Source organism: Gordonia sp. SCSIO 19800, assembly GCF_018132775.1.
Lineage (GTDB): Bacteria > Actinomycetota > Actinomycetes > Mycobacteriales > Mycobacteriaceae > Gordonia > Gordonia hongkongensis.
The window spans coordinates 1-18,564 of sequence record NZ_JAGRQM010000018.1 but is presented as its reverse complement, the minus strand read 5'-3'; the positions used below and the strand labels follow the sequence as shown (position 1 = coordinate 18,564).

24 protein-coding genes and 1 pseudogene are annotated in these 18,564 nt (G+C 67.5%); 10 read left to right on the top strand and 15 right to left on the bottom strand.

All coding sequences use genetic code 11. The features are described 5' to 3' along the window. Nucleotides 1-248 precede the first annotated feature (248 nt). Nucleotides 249-1,049, top strand: a complete 801-nt coding sequence (gene surE, locus KB201_RS18330; protein ID WP_058249694.1) for a 5'/3'-nucleotidase SurE — start codon at nt 249-251, stop codon at nt 1,047-1,049. A gap of 108 nt (nt 1,050-1,157) precedes the next feature. On the opposite strand, the gene KB201_RS18325 is transcribed toward surE, so the two are convergent. Beyond that, nucleotides 1,158-1,787, bottom strand: coding sequence for a hypothetical protein (locus KB201_RS18325; protein WP_058249693.1), 630 nt, complete (start codon nt 1,785-1,787; stop codon nt 1,158-1,160). Next, nucleotides 1,784-3,370: an AMP-binding protein gene (locus tag KB201_RS18320; protein WP_078113742.1), complete on the bottom strand. Its 1,587-nt coding sequence runs from the start codon at nt 3,368-3,370 to the stop codon at nt 1,784-1,786. Before KB201_RS18320 ends, KB201_RS18325 begins: the two co-directional genes overlap by 4 nt. A gap of 165 nt (nt 3,371-3,535) precedes the next feature. Between KB201_RS18320 and KB201_RS18315 the strand changes: the two genes are divergently transcribed. The 6 genes from KB201_RS18315 to KB201_RS18290 are packed head-to-tail and all read left to right on the top strand — an operon-like array spanning nt 3,536 to nt 10,244. After that, nucleotides 3,536-4,735: a cytochrome P450 gene (locus tag KB201_RS18315; protein ID WP_058249691.1), complete on the top strand. Its 1,200-nt coding sequence runs from the start codon at nt 3,536-3,538 to the stop codon at nt 4,733-4,735. Continuing rightward, nucleotides 4,732-6,186, top strand: a complete 1,455-nt coding sequence (locus KB201_RS18310) for an aldehyde dehydrogenase family protein (protein ID WP_058249690.1) — start codon at nt 4,732-4,734, stop codon at nt 6,184-6,186. The genes KB201_RS18315 and KB201_RS18310 overlap by 4 nt, the downstream gene beginning before the upstream one ends. Beyond that, nucleotides 6,183-7,010 carry an SDR family oxidoreductase gene (locus KB201_RS18305; RefSeq protein ID WP_078113741.1) on the top strand — a complete coding sequence of 276 codons (828 nt, stop codon included), beginning with the start codon at nt 6,183-6,185 and terminating at the stop codon, nt 7,008-7,010. Before KB201_RS18310 ends, KB201_RS18305 begins: the two co-directional genes overlap by 4 nt. Before the next feature lie 11 nt (nt 7,011-7,021). Beyond that, entirely contained in the window at nt 7,022-8,500 is a 1,479-nt protein-coding gene (locus KB201_RS18300) for a pyruvate, phosphate dikinase (protein WP_058249688.1), read from the top strand. Then, the gene (locus KB201_RS18295; RefSeq protein WP_058249687.1) at nt 8,500-9,213 is read left to right on the top strand and encodes a TetR/AcrR family transcriptional regulator; all 714 of its coding nucleotides are present in this window, start codon (nt 8,500-8,502) and stop codon (nt 9,211-9,213) included. Before KB201_RS18300 ends, KB201_RS18295 begins: the two co-directional genes overlap by 1 nt. Further along, nucleotides 9,210-10,244 carry a ferredoxin--NADP reductase gene (locus KB201_RS18290; protein ID WP_058249686.1) on the top strand — a complete coding sequence of 345 codons (1,035 nt, stop codon included), beginning with the start codon at nt 9,210-9,212 and terminating at the stop codon, nt 10,242-10,244. Before KB201_RS18295 ends, KB201_RS18290 begins: the two co-directional genes overlap by 4 nt. Here KB201_RS18290 and KB201_RS18285 read toward each other — a convergent pair whose 3' ends face one another. Both KB201_RS18285 and KB201_RS18280 read right to left on the bottom strand, forming a co-directional pair. Continuing rightward, nucleotides 10,245-10,658, bottom strand: coding sequence for a cupin domain-containing protein (locus KB201_RS18285; protein ID WP_078113791.1), 414 nt, complete (start codon nt 10,656-10,658; stop codon nt 10,245-10,247). A 38-nt stretch (nt 10,659-10,696) separates the two neighbouring features. Beyond that, nucleotides 10,697-11,197: pseudogene (locus tag KB201_RS18280) on the bottom strand (zinc-binding dehydrogenase); the annotation flags it as partial. A gap of 248 nt (nt 11,198-11,445) precedes the next feature. On the opposite strand from KB201_RS18280, the gene KB201_RS18275 reads away from it, so the two are divergent. The 3 genes from KB201_RS18275 to KB201_RS18265 all read left to right on the top strand — a co-directional run bounded on the left by KB201_RS18275 (nt 11,446) and on the right by KB201_RS18265 (nt 13,149). Next, the gene (locus KB201_RS18275; RefSeq protein WP_211540074.1) at nt 11,446-11,709 is read left to right on the top strand and encodes a hypothetical protein; all 264 of its coding nucleotides are present in this window, start codon (nt 11,446-11,448) and stop codon (nt 11,707-11,709) included. Continuing rightward, the gene (locus KB201_RS18270; protein ID WP_211540072.1) at nt 11,688-12,248 is read left to right on the top strand and encodes a hypothetical protein; all 561 of its coding nucleotides are present in this window, start codon (nt 11,688-11,690) and stop codon (nt 12,246-12,248) included. The genes KB201_RS18275 and KB201_RS18270 overlap by 22 nt, the downstream gene beginning before the upstream one ends. 400 nt (nt 12,249-12,648) lie before the next feature. Continuing rightward, nucleotides 12,649-13,149 (top strand): hypothetical protein, encoded by a 501-nt coding sequence (locus KB201_RS18265; protein WP_211540070.1) that lies wholly within the window; start codon nt 12,649-12,651, stop codon nt 13,147-13,149. Between the two features lie 26 nt (nt 13,150-13,175). Here the strand turns inward: KB201_RS18265 and KB201_RS18260 are convergent, their stop codons facing one another. The 11 genes from KB201_RS18260 to KB201_RS18210 all read right to left on the bottom strand — a co-directional run bounded on the left by KB201_RS18260 (nt 13,176) and on the right by KB201_RS18210 (nt 18,050). After that, nucleotides 13,176-13,397 carry a hypothetical protein gene (locus tag KB201_RS18260; protein ID WP_211540068.1) on the bottom strand — a complete coding sequence of 74 codons (222 nt, stop codon included), beginning with the start codon at nt 13,395-13,397 and terminating at the stop codon, nt 13,176-13,178. A gap of 56 nt (nt 13,398-13,453) precedes the next feature. Next, nucleotides 13,454-13,783, bottom strand: a complete 330-nt coding sequence (locus tag KB201_RS18255; protein ID WP_211540066.1) for a hypothetical protein — start codon at nt 13,781-13,783, stop codon at nt 13,454-13,456. Nucleotides 13,784-13,985: 202 nt separating this feature from the next. Continuing rightward, nucleotides 13,986-14,315 (bottom strand): hypothetical protein, encoded by a 330-nt coding sequence (locus KB201_RS18250; protein ID WP_211540064.1) that lies wholly within the window; start codon nt 14,313-14,315, stop codon nt 13,986-13,988. Between the two features lie 127 nt (nt 14,316-14,442). Continuing rightward, nucleotides 14,443-14,769, bottom strand: a complete 327-nt coding sequence (locus KB201_RS18245; protein ID WP_211540063.1) for an HNH endonuclease — start codon at nt 14,767-14,769, stop codon at nt 14,443-14,445. A 4-nt stretch (nt 14,770-14,773) separates the two neighbouring features. Beyond that, complete coding sequence (locus KB201_RS18240) at nt 14,774-15,118, bottom strand: hypothetical protein (RefSeq protein ID WP_211540062.1); 345 nt, start codon at nt 15,116-15,118, stop codon at nt 14,774-14,776. A gap of 127 nt (nt 15,119-15,245) precedes the next feature. After that, the gene (locus KB201_RS18235) at nt 15,246-15,617 is read right to left on the bottom strand and encodes a DUF2190 family protein (protein WP_211540061.1); all 372 of its coding nucleotides are present in this window, start codon (nt 15,615-15,617) and stop codon (nt 15,246-15,248) included. Between the two features lie 11 nt (nt 15,618-15,628). Beyond that, nucleotides 15,629-16,441, bottom strand: a complete 813-nt coding sequence (locus tag KB201_RS18230; RefSeq protein WP_211540060.1) for a hypothetical protein — start codon at nt 16,439-16,441, stop codon at nt 15,629-15,631. Then, on the bottom strand, nt 16,438-16,653 hold the full coding sequence (locus tag KB201_RS18225; RefSeq protein WP_211540059.1) for a hypothetical protein: 216 nt from the start codon (nt 16,651-16,653) through the stop codon (nt 16,438-16,440). Before KB201_RS18225 ends, KB201_RS18230 begins: the two co-directional genes overlap by 4 nt. Beyond that, nucleotides 16,650-16,994 (bottom strand): helix-turn-helix domain-containing protein, encoded by a 345-nt coding sequence (locus tag KB201_RS18220; RefSeq protein WP_211540058.1) that lies wholly within the window; start codon nt 16,992-16,994, stop codon nt 16,650-16,652. The genes KB201_RS18225 and KB201_RS18220 overlap by 4 nt, the downstream gene beginning before the upstream one ends. Next, nucleotides 16,994-17,308 (bottom strand): transcriptional regulator, encoded by a 315-nt coding sequence (locus KB201_RS18215; protein ID WP_211540056.1) that lies wholly within the window; start codon nt 17,306-17,308, stop codon nt 16,994-16,996. The genes KB201_RS18220 and KB201_RS18215 overlap by 1 nt, the downstream gene beginning before the upstream one ends. Nucleotides 17,309-17,483: 175 nt before the next feature. Continuing rightward, nucleotides 17,484-18,050, bottom strand: coding sequence for a hypothetical protein (locus KB201_RS18210; protein ID WP_211540054.1), 567 nt, complete (start codon nt 18,048-18,050; stop codon nt 17,484-17,486). Nucleotides 18,051-18,564: the final 514 nt, after the last annotated feature.

The following is an 18,564-nucleotide window of genomic DNA, read 5'->3' as shown; positions in this document are numbered from 1 at the left end:
CATGAGCGAGCGGCCGAGTCCTCGGCCCGCTTCCGCATCTCGTAACCACAAGTTCGTGGTTAGCGAACGCTGCGTCACATTATTGTGTGACCCCACTCACGTTGTCAACCATTCGAGTCGCGAACACAAGGTTCTGTGCACGTCTTTTACCTCCAGTGCGCGACCGTGGCTGGACATATATGTGATGGGTGAGTCACTATTCATCAAGACGGCGCGGTACCGGACGGGCTGTCGGGAGGAGAGTTCAGATGCGTGTGCTGGTCACCAACGACGACGGCTACGACGCCGATGGGTTGATCGCGGTGGCCACGGCGCTGATCTCCGCCGGACACGACGTAGTCGTCGGCGCGCCGAGCTCCGAGCGGAGCGGTAGCGGGAGTTCCCTGGGCACGATCGAGGACGGCGCACTGATCGCCACGACCGAACACCGCCTCCCCGATCTCGGCGACACCCCGGTCTTCGCTCTCGACTGTCCGCCTGCGTTGACCGCGGTGGCTTTCTGCGCCGGCGCCTTCGGGCCGCCGCCCGAGCTCGTCGTCAGCGGGATCAACGAAGGCCACAACACCGGGCGGTCGATCCTGTTCTCGAGCACGGTGGGCGCCGTGCTGGCCGCGCGAGTGGCGGGTGTCAGCGGCGTCGCGGTCAGTTGCGGGTTCGCCCCACACCACCGCTATGACACCGCGGCAGCGGTGACCGAGCGCGTCGTCGGATGGATGGCCGAAACCCCTGCCGCCCCGATGACGTTGAACGTCAACGTTCCCGACGTCAACTTCACCGCACTGCGCGGCATCCGGGTGTCCGCACTGGCGAGCCGGAGCATGTTCACCTTGCGGCTGTCCCGCACCGAGAGCGGCCTGCTGATCAATCGCGAGGAGCGGCAGAGCGGGTTCCGCGACGGCACCGACAGCGCCGCAGTGGCGGACGGGTATGTCTCGGTGACCACTCTGCGCGGGGTCGTAGCGGACAACGACTCCCTGGGTGACGCGGAAACCGCACTGCGACAGGCGATCACGCGGGACGACGAGGTCGGGCTCGCGCAACTGCGCTGACCCACCGGCGACAGAAAGCCGACTCACCGCGAAAGACGTTCGAGCCGCCCGGCATCGGATGACGGGCGGCTCTGGCGTCGTGATGTTACGAAGAACCCTGCCAGGCCCTCACTCGTCACCCGCGCCACGCTGGTGACCCGAGGTCAGCAGCAGATCCTGGTGTAGTTCCATCCAGATGTCGTGGTAGCTGTCGTACATCGGGCGCGCGAATGCGGCGGTGTCCCCGCCGTGGACCTTCTCCAGCGCCGCCGACAGCCGACCCCGGTAGCGGCCGAGTCGCGGGATCTCGGCGCCGACCTCGTCGAGCGCCTGCGCGATCCGGTGATGAATCCGGTCCAGATCGGCGATGACGGATGCGTCGTAGTTGGCATCGGCGTGATCGTTGGGGGTCTCGTCCGGGCGGATCTGCCACGAGGCGCACACCTTCTTGAAATCGCCGTTGATCTGCCCGAAGCCCTCGTGAAAGGTGTCCACCGCAGCACGTTCGGATTCGTTCAACGGGAACTCCGCGGACAGGCGCCCGTGCTCGGCCTTCCCGGCCGGGGTGATCATGGTCCCCGAGATCCGGCCGCCCTCGCGACGCATCACGAATCCGGCGTCGGCGAGCTCCCCGACGATTGCGTCGCGCGTGTCCGCGTCGAGCCCGGTCAGCGCGGTCAGGGTGTCGTCGGTCGCGAGCCCCTTCACCTTGAGGGCATGCAGCACGTCGAAGTGGGCGGTGGAGGTCTCGGTCGTCATACTCTTTCTCCTTGCTGTGACGGATCTTCGGACATCGTCGAAGTTTCCGGTGCCGTGGGTGTTTCGGTTCGCGGATCGGCCGCGGCCCCGGGGGAGGCGAACCGATCAACGAGCCGCCTTTTGTCGAGCTTGCCAGTGGGTAGGCGCGGTAAGTCGGTGGTGAACTCGACGGACCGGGGCGCCTTGAAGTGCGCCAGGTGTTCGCGCGCATGGGCGATCAGGTCGTCTTCACTCACCGACGCGCCGGGGCGCACCTCGACGACCGCCTTGACCGACTCGCCGAACTCGGCGTCCGGCACCCCGACCACCGCCACGTCGGCGACCGCCGGGTGCGCCAGCAGTGCCGATTCGATCTCCTCGGGATAGATGTTGACCCCGCCGGAGATGATCATGAAACCTCGGCGGCCGACGAGGTAGAGGAATCCATCATCGTCGAGATACCCGATGTCGCCCATCTGCTTCAACGCCGGTCGTGAGGCCTCGGCCGGCCTGTCGTGGCCGTCGGCGGCCTCGAAACACACCGTGCCCTCGACGCCGGGCCCGACGTCGGCGCCCGTTGAGTCGGTGATGTGCACCCGTGCGGTACCCAAAGGCCGACCGACCGACCCCGGATGCGACCGGGCGTCCGTCGGCGAGATGTAGGTGTGCCCGTATCCCTCGGATGCGCCGTAGTACTCGTGGAGAACCGGACCCCACCAGTCGAAGATCGCTTCTTTGACATGCGGCGGACAAGGGGCGCCCGAGGTGAAGGCCACCCGATGCCGCGGGGAGAGTGCGATCGACTCCCGGTCGGGCAGGTTCAACAGGCGGATCAGCATGGTCGGCACCCATTGTGAGTGCGTCACACCGTATTCGGTGATCGCTCGCATCGCCACCGCGGCGTCGAACTTCTCCATGCACACGACGGTGCCGCCGGCCGCCAGCGTGATCAGCTGGAAGGTGAACGGCGCCGCGTGATAGTTCGGGGCGGGCGACAGTAGGACCGAGTCGGCTCCGACGCCGAGCTCGTCGACGAGGCCCGAGTGCCGGCGCGGGGCATCCGCGGGATGCACGCCGAGCAGCGGCTGAGCGAACCGCTTCGGCCGTCCGGTGGTTCCGCCGCTGTAGAGCACCCGCGCGCCGAGCAACTCCCGCTCCAAGGGCTCGGACGACTGGTCGGCGAGCGCGTCGGCCAACGCGACACACCCGTCCGCCGGGCCGTCGGCGCACACGATCACGGTCCGATCCAGGTTCTTGTCGCCGACCGCGGCAACGACCTGCGCCGCGAGCGCCGTGCTGGTGACGATGGCAGCCGGGCGGTCCTCCCGGATGAGGGCGGCAAGCTCGGCCGGCTTGAGATGCCAGTTCACCGGCGTCACGTACAGACCGCTGCGCATCCCGGCAGCGACTGCCACGGGCCAGGCCAGACTGTTCTCCAGGACAAGCACGACCGAGTCGCCCGGACGAACGCCGCGCGACCACCAGAATCGAGCGAGTCGGTTCGATCGGCGATCGAGTTCGGCGTAGGTGATGCGCTCCCCCGACCCCGCCATGACATAGGCGACGGCATCGGGGTACGCACGCGCAGTGGACGGTGGGTACACATCACTCCTGTTTGCGAATTAATAGTCGCATTGCCTTCTCGGGCCGCAACCGCCAGTTGCTGCAGGTAGGCAATCTTCGACTTTTGTATTGTTGTGGTTCACAACACACCATAGACTATGGTTTAGTGAAAGTGCAGTCACAAACGAGAGTCCATTGGAGAAGACATGACCATCGCTGACGACATCGACCTGATGGATCTCCGCCCGTTCGCGGCCGGTGTCGATCATGACGTGTTCGCGCGGCTGCGTACCCAGGACCCGTTGCACTGGAACACCGAACCCGACGGGCCGGGGTTCTGGTCGGTGACCCGCTACGAGGACGTCAAGGCCGTGGCCTCCAACGCCGAGGACTTCACCGTCACACAGGGCACGCAGATCGCCAGCCGACGCGCTGAGGGCGAGGGCGCTCGCAGCATCCACCACGTCGATCCGCCCGAGCACGGCAAACTGCGCGGGATCGTCACCCCGCACGTGCGGCCGGTCAAGCTCAAGTCGCTCGAAGGCGACATCGTCGCAGTCATCGACGAGCTGCTCGACGCTCACACCGGCGCAGGCGGCATCGACTTCGTCGCGTCCATAGCCGCGCAGCTCCCGTTGGTGATGATCGGGCGGCTGCTCGGCGCACCGCTCGAGGACTGCCCCAATCTGCTGCGATGGACCAACCAGATGGCCAGTGAGGACCCCGACTACTCCGAGGGCCCGGAGACCGCGGTGGCAGCACGGGACGAGGTCTTCGACTATTTCCGCGGACTGGAGAAGCTGCGTCGCGAATGCCCCGCCGACGATCTCATCAGTGTGCTGACCGCGGCCGAGCTCGACGGCGTACCCCTGTCCCGCGGTTACCTCGACGCCTACTACCTGATCCTGATGGTCGCCGGTAACGAAACAACCCGGAACCTGCTGTCCGGCGGCGTCAACGTCCTCGCCGAGAATCCGCAGTGGTGGGAGTTCATGCGCGAGAACCCCGCCAAGATCAGGGTGGTCGTCGAGGAGATGGTCCGCTGGGTCTCGCCGGTGCTGTCGATGCGCCGTACCGCCACCCGCGACATCGAGATGCACGGCAAGACAATCCGCGAGGGGGACAAGGTCGTGATGTGGTTCTGCTCGGCCAACCGCGACGAGCGCACCTTCGACGACCCGGAGACATTCATCGGCAACCGGTTCCCCAACGAGCACCTCGGCTTCGGATGGGGCGCGCACGCCTGCCTCGGCTCCAACCTCGCGCGCCTGGAGGCACGTCTGTTCTTCACCCGCCTCGTCGAGCGCGGACTCGGCATCACCGTCCTCGATGCGCCGAACCGGTTGCAGAGCAACTTCTTCCGTGGCATCAAGACTCTTCCGGTCCGAATCGAGGCCACTCGATGAGCGCGATCGGCGAACTGGCCGGGATCACCGGCCTCGGGACCGGGCCGGCCGCCCTGATCGGAGACCGGGATCTCGCCGACGGCGCCCCGATCCCGGTGATCAACCCGTTCACCGACCAGGAGATCGGTGCGACCCGTGAAGCCGGGAAGGACATCGTCGACGAGGCGGTGGCCGCCGCGGCGGACGCCCTGCCGGCGTGGGCACAGATGCCGCCGGCGCAGCGAGCCGCCGTCCTGCGGGCGACCGCCGATCTCATCGATCGACGCGGCGACCGGATCGCGGCACTGGTGACCGCCGAAATGGGTATGCCCACCACGCTTTCCACCGCGACACAGCAGGCGCTGCCGGCGACGGTGCTGCGGGCGACCGCGGACGCGGCCGAGAGCTTCCCCTGGGAGCAGGTCGCCGACGGGGCGATCGTGCGCCGCGTGGCCGGCGGTGTCGTGGCGGCGATCACCCCGTGGAACATGCCGGTGCATCAGATCATCGCGAAGGTCGCGGCCGCACTCGCCGCGGGCTGCACCGTCGTTCTCAAACCCGCCGAGGCAACCCCTTTCGACGCCGCCCTCGTCCGCGGGTGCTTCATCGACGCGGGCCTCCCCGCGGGTGCCTTCGCCATCGTCAACGGCACCGGACCGGTCACCGGCCAGGCTCTCGCCGCGCACCCGGACATCGCCCACGTGTCGTTCACCGGCAGCGTCCGCGGTGGCAAGGCTGTCGCCGCAGCGGCCGCGGAGTCGCTGGCACGCACCACACTCGAACTCGGCGGCAAATCCCCCGCCGTTGTCCTACCCGACGCCGACCTCGACGCCGTGGTGCCGCGCATTTTGGCGTCCGGGTTGGTCAATTCCGGCCAGGCGTGCAACGCCACCAGTAGGCTCGTGGTGCCCGCCGCACACGCCGACCGCATCGAGCCCCTGATCGACGCCGCACTCGGACGATTCGTGTTCGGCGACCCGACCGCGCTGGACACCACTCACGGTCCGCTCGCCTCCGCGGCGCACGCGCGACGAGTTCTCGACCGCATCGATGAGGCACGCCGGGTCGGCGCCCGGGTGATCGCCGGTACCGGACAGCGTCTCGGCATCGGCGACTCCCGTTCGTTCGTCTCCCCCATCGTCTTCGGCGATCTCGACCCCACCGCCGCCGCGGTCCGCGAGGAGATCTTCGGCCCCGTACTGGTGGTGCAGTACTACCGCGACGTCACCGAGGCGATCACGCTGGCCAACGACAGCCAGTACGGCCTGTCGGCCGAGGTGTGGTCCGCCGACCGAGATCATGCCCTGGAAGTCGCAACCCAGTTGGAAGTCGGCCAGGTCAAGGTCAACGGTGTACGCACCCGCGAACGGCCGGCCGTGCCCTTCGGGGGACTCAGAAACTCGGGCTACGGACGTGAGCTGGGCAGTGCGGGCATCGCCGAGTTCACCGAGATCCAGGCGGTGATGGCATGACACGTCCGACACCCGCCGCACGCACCGTGGCCGTCACCGGAGCCGCCTCGGGCATCGGCCTCGCGCTGGTACAACGACTTCTCGATCGGGCACCCGGCACGCGAGTAGTCGCCATCGACATCGCCCGCTGCCCGGACGCCCGCGCCCACTCGGTTCTCACAGACCTGTCCGACTTGGAAGCGGTTGCAGCACTTGAGCTGCCCGACCACATCGACGCGCTGGCCAATGTCGCCGGGGTCCCCGGCACCGCCCCGGCGGAGACGGTCCTGGCGGTCAACACCCTGGGTCTGCGGGCCCTGACGTTCCGTGCACTCGAGCGGATGTCCGCGGGCGGCGCCGTCGTCAACGTCGCCTCGATCGCGGCGCACCGGAACACGCTGACACACGACGACATCGTCGGCCTGCTCGCCGTACGGGATCGAGAAGAACTGCGCGCCTGGCTGTCCCGGGTGCAGATCGACGGCCCCGCGGCCTACGACACCTCCAAGCGCGCGGTCGTCGACTGGACGGTCGCACTGTCGGCGTCGTTGCAGTCCCGAGGGATTCGGGCACTGTCGGTCAGTCCCGGCCCGACCGACACCCCAATCCTGTCGGATTTCGAACAGTCGATGGGCGCGGAGGCCATCGCGCGATCGGCGTCGATGGTCGGCCGTCACGGCACGGCGGCCGAGTCGGCGTCGGTGATTGACTTCCTGCTCAGCCCGGATGCCGCCTGGGTCAACGGCATCGACGTGCCCGTCGAGGGCGGTCTCACCGCACTGCGCGCCGCAGCCATCCCCCTTCCCCTCTCTCGACCCCGCGCCCGGGTCGACATCGCCGAGTGAAAGGCCCACTGATGACCACACCCGCTGTCCTCGCACTGGACGGAACCGCGCCGGCCGATCGAGAGCTGCTCGGCGGCAAGGCCTACAGCGTGAACCGCATGCGGTCGCTGGGATTGCCGGTCCCGCCGGCCTTCGCCATCACCACGCCCGTCTGCGCCCAGTTCACCGAAGGAGGCGGTCAGCTTCCCATTCACGTCTGGGAGGGGGTACTCGGCCAGCTCCGCGTCTTGGAGCAGCAGACCGGAAAGCTATTCGGCGCCGGTCCGTTTCCGTTGCTCGTATCGGTGCGCTCGGGCGCTGCCCAGAGCATGCCCGGCATGATGGACACCGTGCTCAACCTCGGTCTCACCCGCGAGCTGACCGCCCAGCTCGCCGAGGCGACCGGCGACCCCGACTGGGCGCTCGACACCTGGGAGCGGTTCTGCGCCGGGTACGGCGAGATCGTGCTCGGCGACGCCACCGCGGCACCACCCGCCGATCCGTATGACCAGCTGCGCGAGGCGATCGGTGCCGTGTTCGGTTCGTGGAGCAACGAACGCGTCGCCGCCTACCGGCGTCACCACGGACTGGGTGAGGGTGGCGGCACCGCGGTGACCGTCCAGGCCATGGTGTTCGGCAACCGTGACGATCAGTCCGGGACCGGCGTGGTGTTCAGCCGCGACCCGGCCACCGGCGCACCCGAGCTGTTCGGCGAATGGCTCGCCCGGGCACAGGGCGAGGACGTCGTCTCCGGCGAGCGGACACCCGAGAGCATCGACTCCTTCCGGACCCACTCGCCCCACCTGCACGCCGAACTCGCCACCATCGCGAAAACGCTCGAGAACGAACACCGCGATCTCGTCGACATCGAGTTCACGGTCGAGAGCGGCACGTTGTACATGCTGCAGTGCCGCTCGGGGAAGCGCTCCGCGCGTGCCGCGGTCCGCATCGCCGTCGACCTCGTCCGCGAGGGACTCATCAGCCGGGACGACGCCATCGGGCGTATCAGCGCCGAGCAGGCGAAGTCGTTGTCGCAGAACAACTCGGCGGACATCTCCGCCGACGTGCTCGCCACCGGCACGGGCGCCGGGCCCGGCGCCGCGGTCGGTGTCGTGTACACCGACACCGACGACGCGTGTGCCGCCGCGACCCGCGGCGAGCGCGTCGTCCTCGTCCGTCCCTCCACGTCGCCGGCCGATGTGCCCGCGATGTTCGACTCCGTGGCGGTAGTCACCGAGGTCGGCGGCACCACGTCGCACGCAGCCCTGGTCTGCCGCGAGATCGGAGTGCCGTGCGTGGTCGGGTGCGGCACCGGGCTGACCGGCACCCTCGCCGGGCAGACTGTCACCGTCGACGGGTCGACCGGAAAGATCTACGCCGGTAACGCTCTCGGTGCCGAGCAGTCCGTCGACGAGCACGTCGAGGAGCTGCTGTCGTATCTGCCCGAGGCGCTCCCGGCCGAGCATCCACTGGCCCAGCTGATGACCGCACGATCTCTGCAGGGGGCCTGATGAGCACCGACACCGGACCGGACGCACACACGCACGACGGGATCGACGCGGCCTACTCGGCGGCCGGTTTGCTCGACCACACCGCGGCCCCGGCCAAACGGGCGAACAAGCGCGGTGAGCAGACGCGCGACAAACTGGTCAAGGCAGCCACCGAGTGCTTCACCGAGTACGGATACACCCGCACCCGGATCTCCGACATCACGCACCGCGCCGAGATCTCCCAGGGCAACTTCTATCGTCATTTCGTCAGCCTCGACGACATCTTCCTCGCCGCGCTCCGACCGTCCCTGCTGGAACTGGCGAACGCACGACTGCGTCCCGATCGCGCCCAGGGCGAATTGCAGTCGCTGATCGAGGTCAACACCACCTATCTGCAGGCCTATGCCCGCAGCCGACACATGCTGCGACTGCTCCGTGAGGCGGCGGCGGCCAGCGAGAACCGGGGATTCCAGCAGCTCTGGCTCAATCTGCGGGGCGACTTCGTGCGGCGCACCGAACGCTGGCTCGACCGGCTCGTCGCCAACGGCACCATCGAGGCCTGCGACACCGAGCTGCTCGCCGAGACCCTGGGTTGCGCCACCGAACAGATGGCCTACATCCACGTCGGCCTGCCGGCCAGCACACCGCGACGCGAACGCCTCGAGGCACTCGGCACCGCGCTCGGCGAACTCTGGTACCGCGTTCTCCCGCTCACCTCCAGGACCACGGCATGACCCGCTCCGTCACCTCGACCGTCGAGCGCACCCTCGGGGTCGACGTGACCGTCACCGCGGTGCGCGACGAGACGTCGGAGGCACGCACGATCGTGCTGGACTTCCCCGCGGGCACCGACTATCGGCCCGGACAGTTCGTCACCGTGCGCATCCCGAGCGAGCGCACCGGCTCCGTTGCGCGCAGCTATTCGCTGTCGACCGCGCCGGGGGTGGACGCCGCCCCGGCGATCACCGTCAAGCGAACCCGAGATGGCTATGGATCGAACTGGTTGTGCGACAACGCCGAACCCGGCCTGACCCTGCACGTCATCCCGCCATCGGGGGTTTTCACGCCGCACTCCTGGGCGCACCCGTTGTACCTGTTCGCGGCCGGCAGCGGCGTGACGCCGGTGATGTCGATCCTGCGCTCGGCCCTCGAATCCCACGACACGACGGTGACCCTGTTCTACGCCAACCGCGACCGCGAGTCGACGATCTTCGCCGAGGCGATCGACGGGCTGGCCGAGCGTCATCCCGGGCGGTTGAGGGTGCATCACTGGCTGGAGGCCGACCGGGGGTTACCCACCACGGACGCGATCGGCGACGTGGTCGCCGGCGTCGGTGACTGCGAGGCCTTCATCTGCGGTCCGGCGCCGTTCATGGACCTCGTCGAGCACACCCTCGGCGAGCGTGGACTGCAGCACGAGGCGATTCATGTCGAGAGGTACGTGTCGTTGACCGGCGACCCGTTCACCCTCACGACACACGACGACGAGCCCGACGCCCACGAGGTCACCGTGCACATCGACGGTGACGTCCGCGCGGTCCGCTGCGGTTCGGACACCGTGCTGCTCGACGCACTGCTCGCCGCCGACGTCGACGCGCCGTACTCCTGCCGGGAAGGTGACTGCGGGTCGTGTGTGGCCCGCCTGACCGCAGGCGACGTCGACCACGGCAACGGCATCGCGTTGGAACCCGAGGACATCGACGAGGGCTACCTGCTGACGTGTCAGGCGACCCCGAAGGGCCCGGTCGTCATCGAGTTCGACTGATCAGATCCCGAGATCCGGCGCCTGCGAGCACTCCTCGTCGGTGACCGGTTGCAGCCACTGCACGACATCGTGGTCGTCGTCGCCCTCGTTGATCGCGAGGTGGACCATCAGGCGGGTGGGGGCGGCTCCGTGCCAGTGCTCCTCGTCGGCTTCGAAGAGGACGCGATCGCCGGGGCGGATGACCTCGATGGGGCCACCGCGCCGCTGGCACAGGCCGATTCCCTCGGTGACGAAGACCGTCTGGCTGAGCGGGTGCCGGTGCCAGTGCGTCCGCGCCCCCGGCATGAAATGGACGAGGCTTGCCGACACCCGGGACGGCGGTGGCGAGGCGGCCGCCGCATCGATGTAGACGTCGCCGGTGAACCAGTCTGCGGGTCCTTTGACGGTGTCGATGGAACTGCGAGTGATCTTCATGCTGAACACCTTTCGTTTGCCGTGGGTACCGACCGAGGTCAGACGGTGAGCAGTACCTTGGTCGCGCGGCGCTCGTCCATGGCGCGGTATCCCTCGGCGGCGTCGTCGAGCGGGAGGGTGAGGTCGAAGACCTTGCCGGGATCGATCTCTCGTTTCCAGATCAGGTCGATCAGGTCGGGGAGGAAGCGTCGGACCGGGGCGGGCCCGCCGTGCAGGTGGACGCCGGAGAAGAACAGCTCCAGGCCGGGGAGTTCGACGTCGTGCGAGACACCGACGTAGCCCACATGGCCACCGGGCCGGGTCGACCGGATGGCCTGCATCATCGACTCCTGCGTGCCGACGGCTTCGATGACCGAATGCGCGCCGAGACCGTCGGTGAGTTCCTTGATCCGCGCCACGCCCTCGTCGCCACGTTCGGCCACGATGTCGGTCGCCCCGAAGTCGCGCGCGAGCGCCTGGCGGTCCGCGTGGCGACTCATCGCGATGATGCGGTCCGCGCCCAACTGCTTCGAGTCCAGTTGGGGGAGCAGAGAAATAGCAGGTCAGGCCCGGTTTCCACCGGGCCTTTCTTGTTTCGTGCGGAATACGTGCGGAATGTCCGAGCGGGTCGCCGACATACAAGTCGGCCCCGCTCGGTGTTCGTAGCACCGCCGGGGCCTCGATCCACGGAGGTCGCCGTGAACCGTTCCCACACCTTATCCGCCTGCGTCACCGCAGTTGTGGCGCTGGCCTTCTACTTCGTCCCGCTCGGTCTCATGGCGGTGTGCATCGAACTTGGTTGGCACGCATGACCGCGCCGACGACCGTCCCCGCCGAGACCCTGATCCGGCATGCATGGGACCTCTATGAGCAAGACCCGGAGTGCGACGGCGCCGACAGTCTGCGTCACGCGGTGTGGCAGCTCGAGGAAGCCGTCGACTACGACCGTGACGACGTCGAGCAACTAGCCCGCTGCGTCGTTCAGTCCCTGTCCATCGCGACGAGCGACGAGGTCGACGATCTTCTCGCCCCCATGCCGTCGGTGGCGACATGGCTGGGGTTCGACCGGTGAGCGCCTACGACTCCGGTGCCCGAGCCGCACGGCAGGAACTCGCAGAGCGTCAGGCCGCATCAGGCGACGACAAGACCCGCGTCGCCGAACAGATGTTGAGCACGATGACTCTCCGCGACAACGACGATTTCGAGCGCGGTTACCGCAACCAACTCGCCTTCATCCTCCGGCGCTGGTGCCGGCATTGCGGCCAGGTGTTCGACACACCGAACTACTGGCGATGCTGCCCGAAGTGTCTCCCGATCGAGTACGCCGACGGCGAGGACCACACCATCCTCGACGAATCGCGCACTGAGGCGATGGATAACAGATGGGAACTCCACACCCTGATCGGCACTCGTGGCAGTCAAAGACTGTGGCTGTTCGACACCGACCATGACGACGACAGGTGCCCCGGATACACCACGCCCGCACACGAGAACCTCGGCAAGCTGCCCGTCGAGTTTCAGGTGAAGGTGCGTCGGGCCCGGTGTGGTCGGATGACCCGCTCGGGCAGACCATGTCGCAATCTGGCGAACTGCCGCTACCACCGCGACTGACAGCGGGTTTCTGGAACACCCCCATCACAAGGGGGTGAGTCTGGCGCACACCCCACCAGCCCTGACGGTCAACCGCGGTGCTCATCACCGTGGGTGCCGGGTTCGACTCCCGGCCAGGGCACGACGCACGCAACCGACTTCGACCGCGTGCCCGTCGTCATCGCAGAGCCCGACGAAAACCAGCCTGCCGTCAGTAACCCAGTCGTACCCCTGACGGGTACGCCACCCACGGATCGCGACCACGGGTGCCATGACCCAAACACCTCGCCACTCGGCCTGGTGCTACAAGTCGTGGCCGAGAGGGTCTATCGGGTCATGGTCGATCGGGAGCTAAGGGTGGAGGGCAACGCGCACAGCACGCCCGTAGGGTGTTCCAAACCAGGCAGTGGAGGCAACCAGAATGATCCTGACCTACGACGACGCCCTCGCAGCCATCAGCGAAGGCGAAACCGACTGGGAGACACTGACGCAGAGAGTCGGCCGTAACCATCTGCCGGCGATACTCAGCGAAGTCGCCTGGTCGATGACGACCACCGAACTCGCAGCCGCGCTTCGCGATGCGTGGGTCTCGGCCGAGCATCCCGAGGACTACCTCGACCGCGAGGAGTGGATCGACATGTTCGAGTCCGTCGGATACCGGCACAACCTCGAGCGCGCGATACCGCCCGTCGAGATCGTCCTCTACCGCGGTGGACTCGATGCCGACCGCATGGCATGGACCGCAGACCGTTCCCTCGCGGAGTGGTTTCGTGACCGCTGCAACGGCACCTTGTGGACAGCGACGGTGCGAGGCGGCGACTTGCTGGCCTACTACGACGGTGTCCGCACAGGCGACGGCACAGGGCTGGGCGAGACCGAGTTCATCGTCAACCCTGCCGACCTCCGAGCAACGACAGCTTGAGTCCTACTCCCTGCCCGCAGTTGCGACTACCCGTCGCCCTTCCAGCCAGATTCACGAACTACCCGGTTGAGTACTCCTGACATCTGGGCGATAACCATCACGAGTTCGTCCCGAGTCAGGTCACCGGCTTCCAACCCGACCAACAGGGCGTGGTCCTCATCCGAGGATGCGTTGACGGCGGCGTTCACGAGAGCTTGCGTCGCAGCGCCGACGCGTGCTCGCCGAACCTCTGCACTGTCGTCGCTCATAAGGGCTCCCGCCGTGAGGTACCGGATTGCTCCGAGCGATCATCCCCTGAAATCCGTCAGTCCGCCGGAATGTCGACAAGCTGCGCGCCGCGCACCACGAACTGGGCACCGAAGCCTGGTCCGTTCCACCCGTAGCGTCGCGCTTCCGCTGTACGCCCGGCCCAGAGCAAAGCGCGAAACAACTGGCCCGACGACACCGCCACATTCTCGCCGGCAGCAAGGGCCCGCTCGAACTCACTGACACCGCGAGGGTCCGGGCGCGGCCGTGAACCCTGGTGACGCTCCCAGTTCCGCAACGCCGCCTCATCCCACCGCTCACGCTCGAACGCATGATGCGCCGCGAGGAGATCGCGTAGCTCCGACGAGCCGCCCGCACGCCGCGGCATCAGTGACCGTCCTGATCGACATCGAGGACGCCGTCGATGACCTGACGCCCCGGGGAGTGACCCCACGACGCCGGGTAGCCGGGACCAGGTTCCGTCACAAGAGGGAATCGGTGTCCGGACCCAGTCGATGCCCACACCTCTCTCCGCGCCGGCTCAGGCCGACGTTCCGCTACCGGCTTCCACAGGTCGGGGTAGTCGTCGCTCACGAGATCACCCGCCACCGCGCGTTCGCCGCCTTCTGATGCGTCCACGACTTATCCGCGGCCTGCTTCGGCCGCAACGACGCACACCACTGACCGACCTGCTTTTCGAGGAGTCGGATCTCCGCGGACAGCTCCGTCACCCGACGCGTCGACACCTGATCCTTGGCGAGCTCGTCGGCCAGGACCGCACGCAACGCCGCCACCCGATCAGCCTCAGACTCGATCATCGATAGCAGATGCTCTTCGGCCTCGTCGAACTCGTAGCCGTCCTCGAGGAGGCCGCGCAGGGACTCAACCAGGCGCGAACCGGGCGTCTTCCGCGGGGTCACAACCGCCTCCCACCTGCGCCAACAGGCCCTAGGGTCTGGGGCTGGGCATCATGCATGCGGCCACCCGGGATTGCTAAGTTCCACGGCTGTGGCGTGTGGGTGGTGCTGGGCCATCCCCCTGGGGTGGTCATGGTGTGGCTCCGGGGTGGGGTTCGGTGGGGAGTCGGAGTTGGGCTCGTCTGCGGGCTTTGGCTGCGGCGCTTTCCTGGAGTGTCTTGACGTTGTGGCAGGGCACGCACGCTGCTTGGCAGTTGTCGTCGGTTTCGGCGTCGGCCGGGTTGGCGAAGCTGGCGACGTTGCGGATGTGGTCGCAGATCGTCGCGGTGTTGATGCAATGTTCTGTGCGGATTTGGCATTGATGGTTGTCGCGGTTGAGGACTCGCTGGCGGCGGTTGCGGTGGTCGCTGGTGCTGGTGCGTCGGCTAGAGCCGTTGCCCCAGTGGTGGGTGGGCATGGCGCTACCGGATTGGGTAGGTGTACCCGGCGGCGCAGCTTGCGCACGGAATACCGGGTGCGGACTCGTGTGCCATTCGTGGTCGGGTGGGGGCGGCGAGCAGTCCGAGAGATCGGGGCATGTGGTCGACGTACCCGCCGTCGGCGAACCCGGGTAGGGCTGAGACAGCTGCGTTGACCGCTTTGTTCATTGCGCCGACGGCGAACTCTGGTACGCCCATCGTCCGCGCCGCCCACGTCAACGGTGGTTCGTCACCTGCTGAGGTGTCCGGGAACGCTGTGGACTTGCCGCGGCTGTCGTCGGTGATGTGCATGTTCGAGTCGTTGTTCTTGCCGTGTGGTTTCGGCATTGTGGTTCTCCTGTGTGTTGAGGGTCGGCATCGTGGCGCAGGTCGCGGCTCGCGCTGAAACGCGGTTGCGGTCGTGGCTGCGCCTTGCCGACGTTGGGTCGGGTTGACGCCACGATGCCGATGGGGTCTAGGTGATGCTGAGGGCGACGTAGGTGGGTAGTCCGGTGGTGCCGTTGGCGATTGCGAGGCCGACTGTTCGGCCGGTGGTGCGTGGGATGACGCGGCCTTGGGCGTCGGATTGGAGGGACTGTCCGGCGGTGACGGTGGCGCCTGCGGTGACGGGCACGATGCCCTCGCGCAGGAGGGTTCCGAGTTGCCCGGACGGGATGTCGGCGGACGCGACTCCGAGTGGTGAGGCTCCGTCGCCGCAGTGGGTCACGGGGAAGTTGCCGTCGTAGGTGCCGCTGGGTGCGACGAGGCGGCTGCCGGTGACTGCGGCGGTGGCTCGGGCGGTGATGGCGGCGGCGGGCCGAAACAGCGGTTTCGATTCGTTGGGCATCGGGTGTCCTTTCAGGCGGCGGTGCGACCGGGTCGGGTCGCTGCCTCGTTCGTCTGGACGGTGTTGCGTTCCGCGGCAACCTGTTCAAGGTGAGCGTGGTGTGCGGTGTCGAGGATTGCGCGGGCCGTGCTGGGGGTGTTGAGGGTGAGGGCGGCTGCGACGGAGTGCCATCGGCCGGCGCGTGCACCTCCGGTCCCGTTGGGCGTCAGCAGTGCTCGAGCTACGAGGGCGAGGTGGTCGGCGTTGGGGGTGTACATGGCTGCGCGGATGGCGTTGCCGACGTGCCAGGGTTGCGGGACTCCGAGGACTTCGAACCGGTCGGTGAGGATGTCGATGACCGCGGAGATTCGGTCGAGGGTCACCTTGTGTTCGCCGATGGTTCGCCACGCATGGATGGTGTCGTCGTCGGCGTCGGTGAGGATGTCGACCCGGTCGCCCGGTGCGATGAGGTTGGTGGCGTCGGCCACTGCAGTGCACGCCTGTTGAAACGCCGGTTGCAGTGATTCGACGAGTTTGTCTCCTGCAGGACCGGCGAGGACGTGTGCGAACCGTTGGGTGAGTTCGTGTTTGGCGGTGATCTTGAGGTCGCCGGGTTGCCGGTTGGGTTGGACGAGGGCGGCGTCGAGAATTGTGGTGGCGTTGTCGGCGGTGAGGTCGCCGCGGCGGCAGAGGGAGGCGAGGTCTGCGGGCTGGGGTGGGTTCCAGTGGTTGACGGCGTCGATGGTGGCGATGATGTCGACGAGTTCGGTGGGGATGGTGCCGCCGAGGGCGGTGGTCTGCTCGACGAGGTTGGCGATGTCGCCGGCGGCTGCGGTGGCGGTCATTTGGTGCCCTTCGCGCCGTAGCCCCAGGATGCCGGGTAGTCGGTGGCGGCGGCTTTCGGTTCGGTGGTCTTCGGTTCGGTGTCGGCGGGTGGGCGGACGCGGGCGACGAGTTGCTGCCAGGCGTCGTCGTCGAGTTCGGAGAGCATCTGTTCGACTCCGGCGACGAGAGCGGATAGTGGGTCCTTGCGCGGTGCGGGTGCGGGTGCAGTCATTGGTGGTGTCTTCCTTCGGCGTATTCGGTGACGGTGTGTCGGTTGTAGACCCATCGGCCGGCGATGCGTTGGGCGTCGAGGTCGGCTGCCAAGCGGCGTGCGTGCCGGGGTGTGATGCCGAGGATGGTCGCCGCCTCCTGGGCGTCGATCCCCTCGATGGGTCTTGACTTCGATTGTGGTGCAGCCAGTTCGGGTGAAGGTCCGTGTGCGGACATGGCGAGGTGGTGGTGAAGGTTGGCGAGTGCCGGCGGAACCGGTTGCCCGACCAGTCGCCGCCGCCGACGTAGCTCTTCGATGGCCCACAACGCGGTTTGCGCCTGCGCGGCGGTCAGGGTCACCATCACGCGCACCGAATGCTCGACCCTGGTCGTCCAGGGCCTTTCGGTGTCCGGGCGGCGACGACCGCCGACTCCTGACCACGCTGAGAACTCGACCACTCACGGCACGCGTCGAGGGCTGGGCAGCCGAGACAAATGCGGGCCGCGGCTTGGTGCCGGTACGCGGTGTCGGTGGGGTCCTCGTTCGGGTCGCGCGGGTCGAACAGGGCTGGCGACCCGACGCACGCCGCTCCGCGGAGGTTCGGCATCCCCCGCAGGATCGCGGCCAGCAGACCGAGCTCGCCGCCGTCTCGACGGCCGCCGGTTGCGCGGCTCATTCCGGCCTGCGTTCGCCGGTATCGGCAACCGTGGAGTTCAACTCTGCAGTCGCCCAGATTCTGCGGCCCTCCGGTCGCGGGTTGGCTCGGCCGATTGCGTTGCGCTGGCGTCGTTGTGCCCGTTGCTTCGCACGGTGGGTGGGCCACGGACTCCCGGACCGGCCGTAGTGCGCGCTCATTCGCTCACCGTCCCGATTCGGGTTGCCCAGGCATTGCGGGCGGCGTCCGCGAGACGCACCCGCATCTCATAGTCACCGCCGCGTTCCTCGACGACCTGGAGCATCGGTTTGATGACGTGATCGGCGAGGGTGTCGATCGCCGCGGCGAACACCAACATCAGATGGTCGGTGTCGCGGATGTCGCCGAAGTATTCCTGGACGATGTCGTTGGCGGGCCGGTCGGACGAGGCGACGTCGAACGCGAGCCGGCCCCCCCAGATCTCCTTGGCCGCGATCGAGGGCATCGACAGGACGCCGTGCAGTTCGGCTGTCTCGCCGTCGACACGGTAGCTGGGGATCGCTCCGAGGGTCGATGACCACGGTTCGTTGATGCGGGCCCAGTCCCGTTCGGTGTCGGCCTGAGACCGCATCTCGGCGAGCTTGTCGGGTTGCTCGTCACGGTGCCGCTCGAGGTCGGCGAGGAGTTGTCGGGCGGCCGCCGCTCCCGACTCGATCAGATCGAGGTCGGCGTCGTGCTGCTTCGCGATGTCGTTGGCCTTCGCGAGGATTTCGTCGTCGGTCATGGTTCAGTTCTCCTTGCAGCAGGTGATGTGTTGGCCGGCGGCGAGGTCGGCCGGGAAGGACATGGGGAATCGGCACGTGGGGCAGGAGGGCGTTGAATCTGTGGAAAGTGTTGAATCGGGGCCGTTGGGCAACCGGTACTGGTTCTGAGTACCGGTGTCGGAACCGGAACCACCCGCGCTCTTCCACTCGCCGTATGCCGCCAGCGCCGACTGTCGATTGCCGCCAATACGGTTCGCGGCGTCGTTGGCCGACTTGGGAGGGGGGTCCAGTTGGGCGATCTTCGCTACGAGGTCCGGAGCTGCGCGATCGGTGGGTGGTCGTTCGCCGTCGCGTGCAGCGCGCAGTGTCCACGTCAGCGTGTCGTCAGGTCCAGGGCGCAGCTTGAATACCGCGGCGAGTGGTTCCCGGGGGGTGTCAGATGGTCTGTGTAAGTCCGGTGCTCATCAGTGAGAGGACAATCTATGAGCATGGCGTTAGACGACAAGCAGCACGACGACGGTCAGCAGCTGCCTG

Coding starts and splice junctions, on each gene's coding strand:
- KB201_RS18300 (WP_058249688.1), top strand. CDS start 7,022: ATGACCACACCCGCTGTCCTCGCACTGGACGGAACCGCGCCGGCCGAT.
- KB201_RS18270 (WP_211540072.1), top strand. CDS start 11,688: ATGGCTGGGGTTCGACCGGTGAGCGCCTACGACTCCGGTGCCCGAGCC.
- KB201_RS18290 (WP_058249686.1), top strand. CDS start 9,210: ATGACCCGCTCCGTCACCTCGACCGTCGAGCGCACCCTCGGGGTCGAC.
- KB201_RS18245 (WP_211540063.1), bottom strand. CDS start 14,769: ATGCCCACCCACCACTGGGGCAACGGCTCTAGCCGACGCACCAGCACC.
- KB201_RS18305 (WP_078113741.1), top strand. CDS start 6,183: ATGACACGTCCGACACCCGCCGCACGCACCGTGGCCGTCACCGGAGCC.
- KB201_RS18230 (WP_211540060.1), bottom strand. CDS start 16,441: ATGACCGCCACCGCAGCCGCCGGCGACATCGCCAACCTCGTCGAGCAG.
- KB201_RS18325 (WP_058249693.1), bottom strand. CDS start 1,787: ATGACGACCGAGACCTCCACCGCCCACTTCGACGTGCTGCATGCCCTC.
- KB201_RS18215 (WP_211540056.1), bottom strand. CDS start 17,308: ATGAGCCGCGCAACCGGCGGCCGTCGAGACGGCGGCGAGCTCGGTCTG.
- KB201_RS18240 (WP_211540062.1), bottom strand. CDS start 15,118: ATGCCGAAACCACACGGCAAGAACAACGACTCGAACATGCACATCACC.
- KB201_RS18255 (WP_211540066.1), bottom strand. CDS start 13,783: ATGCCGCGGCGTGCGGGCGGCTCGTCGGAGCTACGCGATCTCCTCGCG.
- KB201_RS18310 (WP_058249690.1), top strand. CDS start 4,732: ATGAGCGCGATCGGCGAACTGGCCGGGATCACCGGCCTCGGGACCGGG.
- KB201_RS18295 (WP_058249687.1), top strand. CDS start 8,500: ATGAGCACCGACACCGGACCGGACGCACACACGCACGACGGGATCGAC.
- KB201_RS18315 (WP_058249691.1), top strand. CDS start 3,536: ATGACCATCGCTGACGACATCGACCTGATGGATCTCCGCCCGTTCGCG.
- KB201_RS18225 (WP_211540059.1), bottom strand. CDS start 16,653: ATGACTGCACCCGCACCCGCACCGCGCAAGGACCCACTATCCGCTCTC.
- KB201_RS18220 (WP_211540058.1), bottom strand. CDS start 16,994: ATGGTGACCCTGACCGCCGCGCAGGCGCAAACCGCGTTGTGGGCCATC.
- KB201_RS18285 (WP_078113791.1), bottom strand. CDS start 10,658: ATGAAGATCACTCGCAGTTCCATCGACACCGTCAAAGGACCCGCAGAC.
- KB201_RS18235 (WP_211540061.1), bottom strand. CDS start 15,617: ATGCCCAACGAATCGAAACCGCTGTTTCGGCCCGCCGCCGCCATCACC.
- KB201_RS18265 (WP_211540070.1), top strand. CDS start 12,649: ATGATCCTGACCTACGACGACGCCCTCGCAGCCATCAGCGAAGGCGAA.
- KB201_RS18260 (WP_211540068.1), bottom strand. CDS start 13,397: ATGAGCGACGACAGTGCAGAGGTTCGGCGAGCACGCGTCGGCGCTGCG.
- KB201_RS18210 (WP_211540054.1), bottom strand. CDS start 18,050: ATGACCGACGACGAAATCCTCGCGAAGGCCAACGACATCGCGAAGCAG.
- KB201_RS18275 (WP_211540074.1), top strand. CDS start 11,446: ATGACCGCGCCGACGACCGTCCCCGCCGAGACCCTGATCCGGCATGCA.
- surE (WP_058249694.1), top strand. CDS start 249: ATGCGTGTGCTGGTCACCAACGACGACGGCTACGACGCCGATGGGTTG.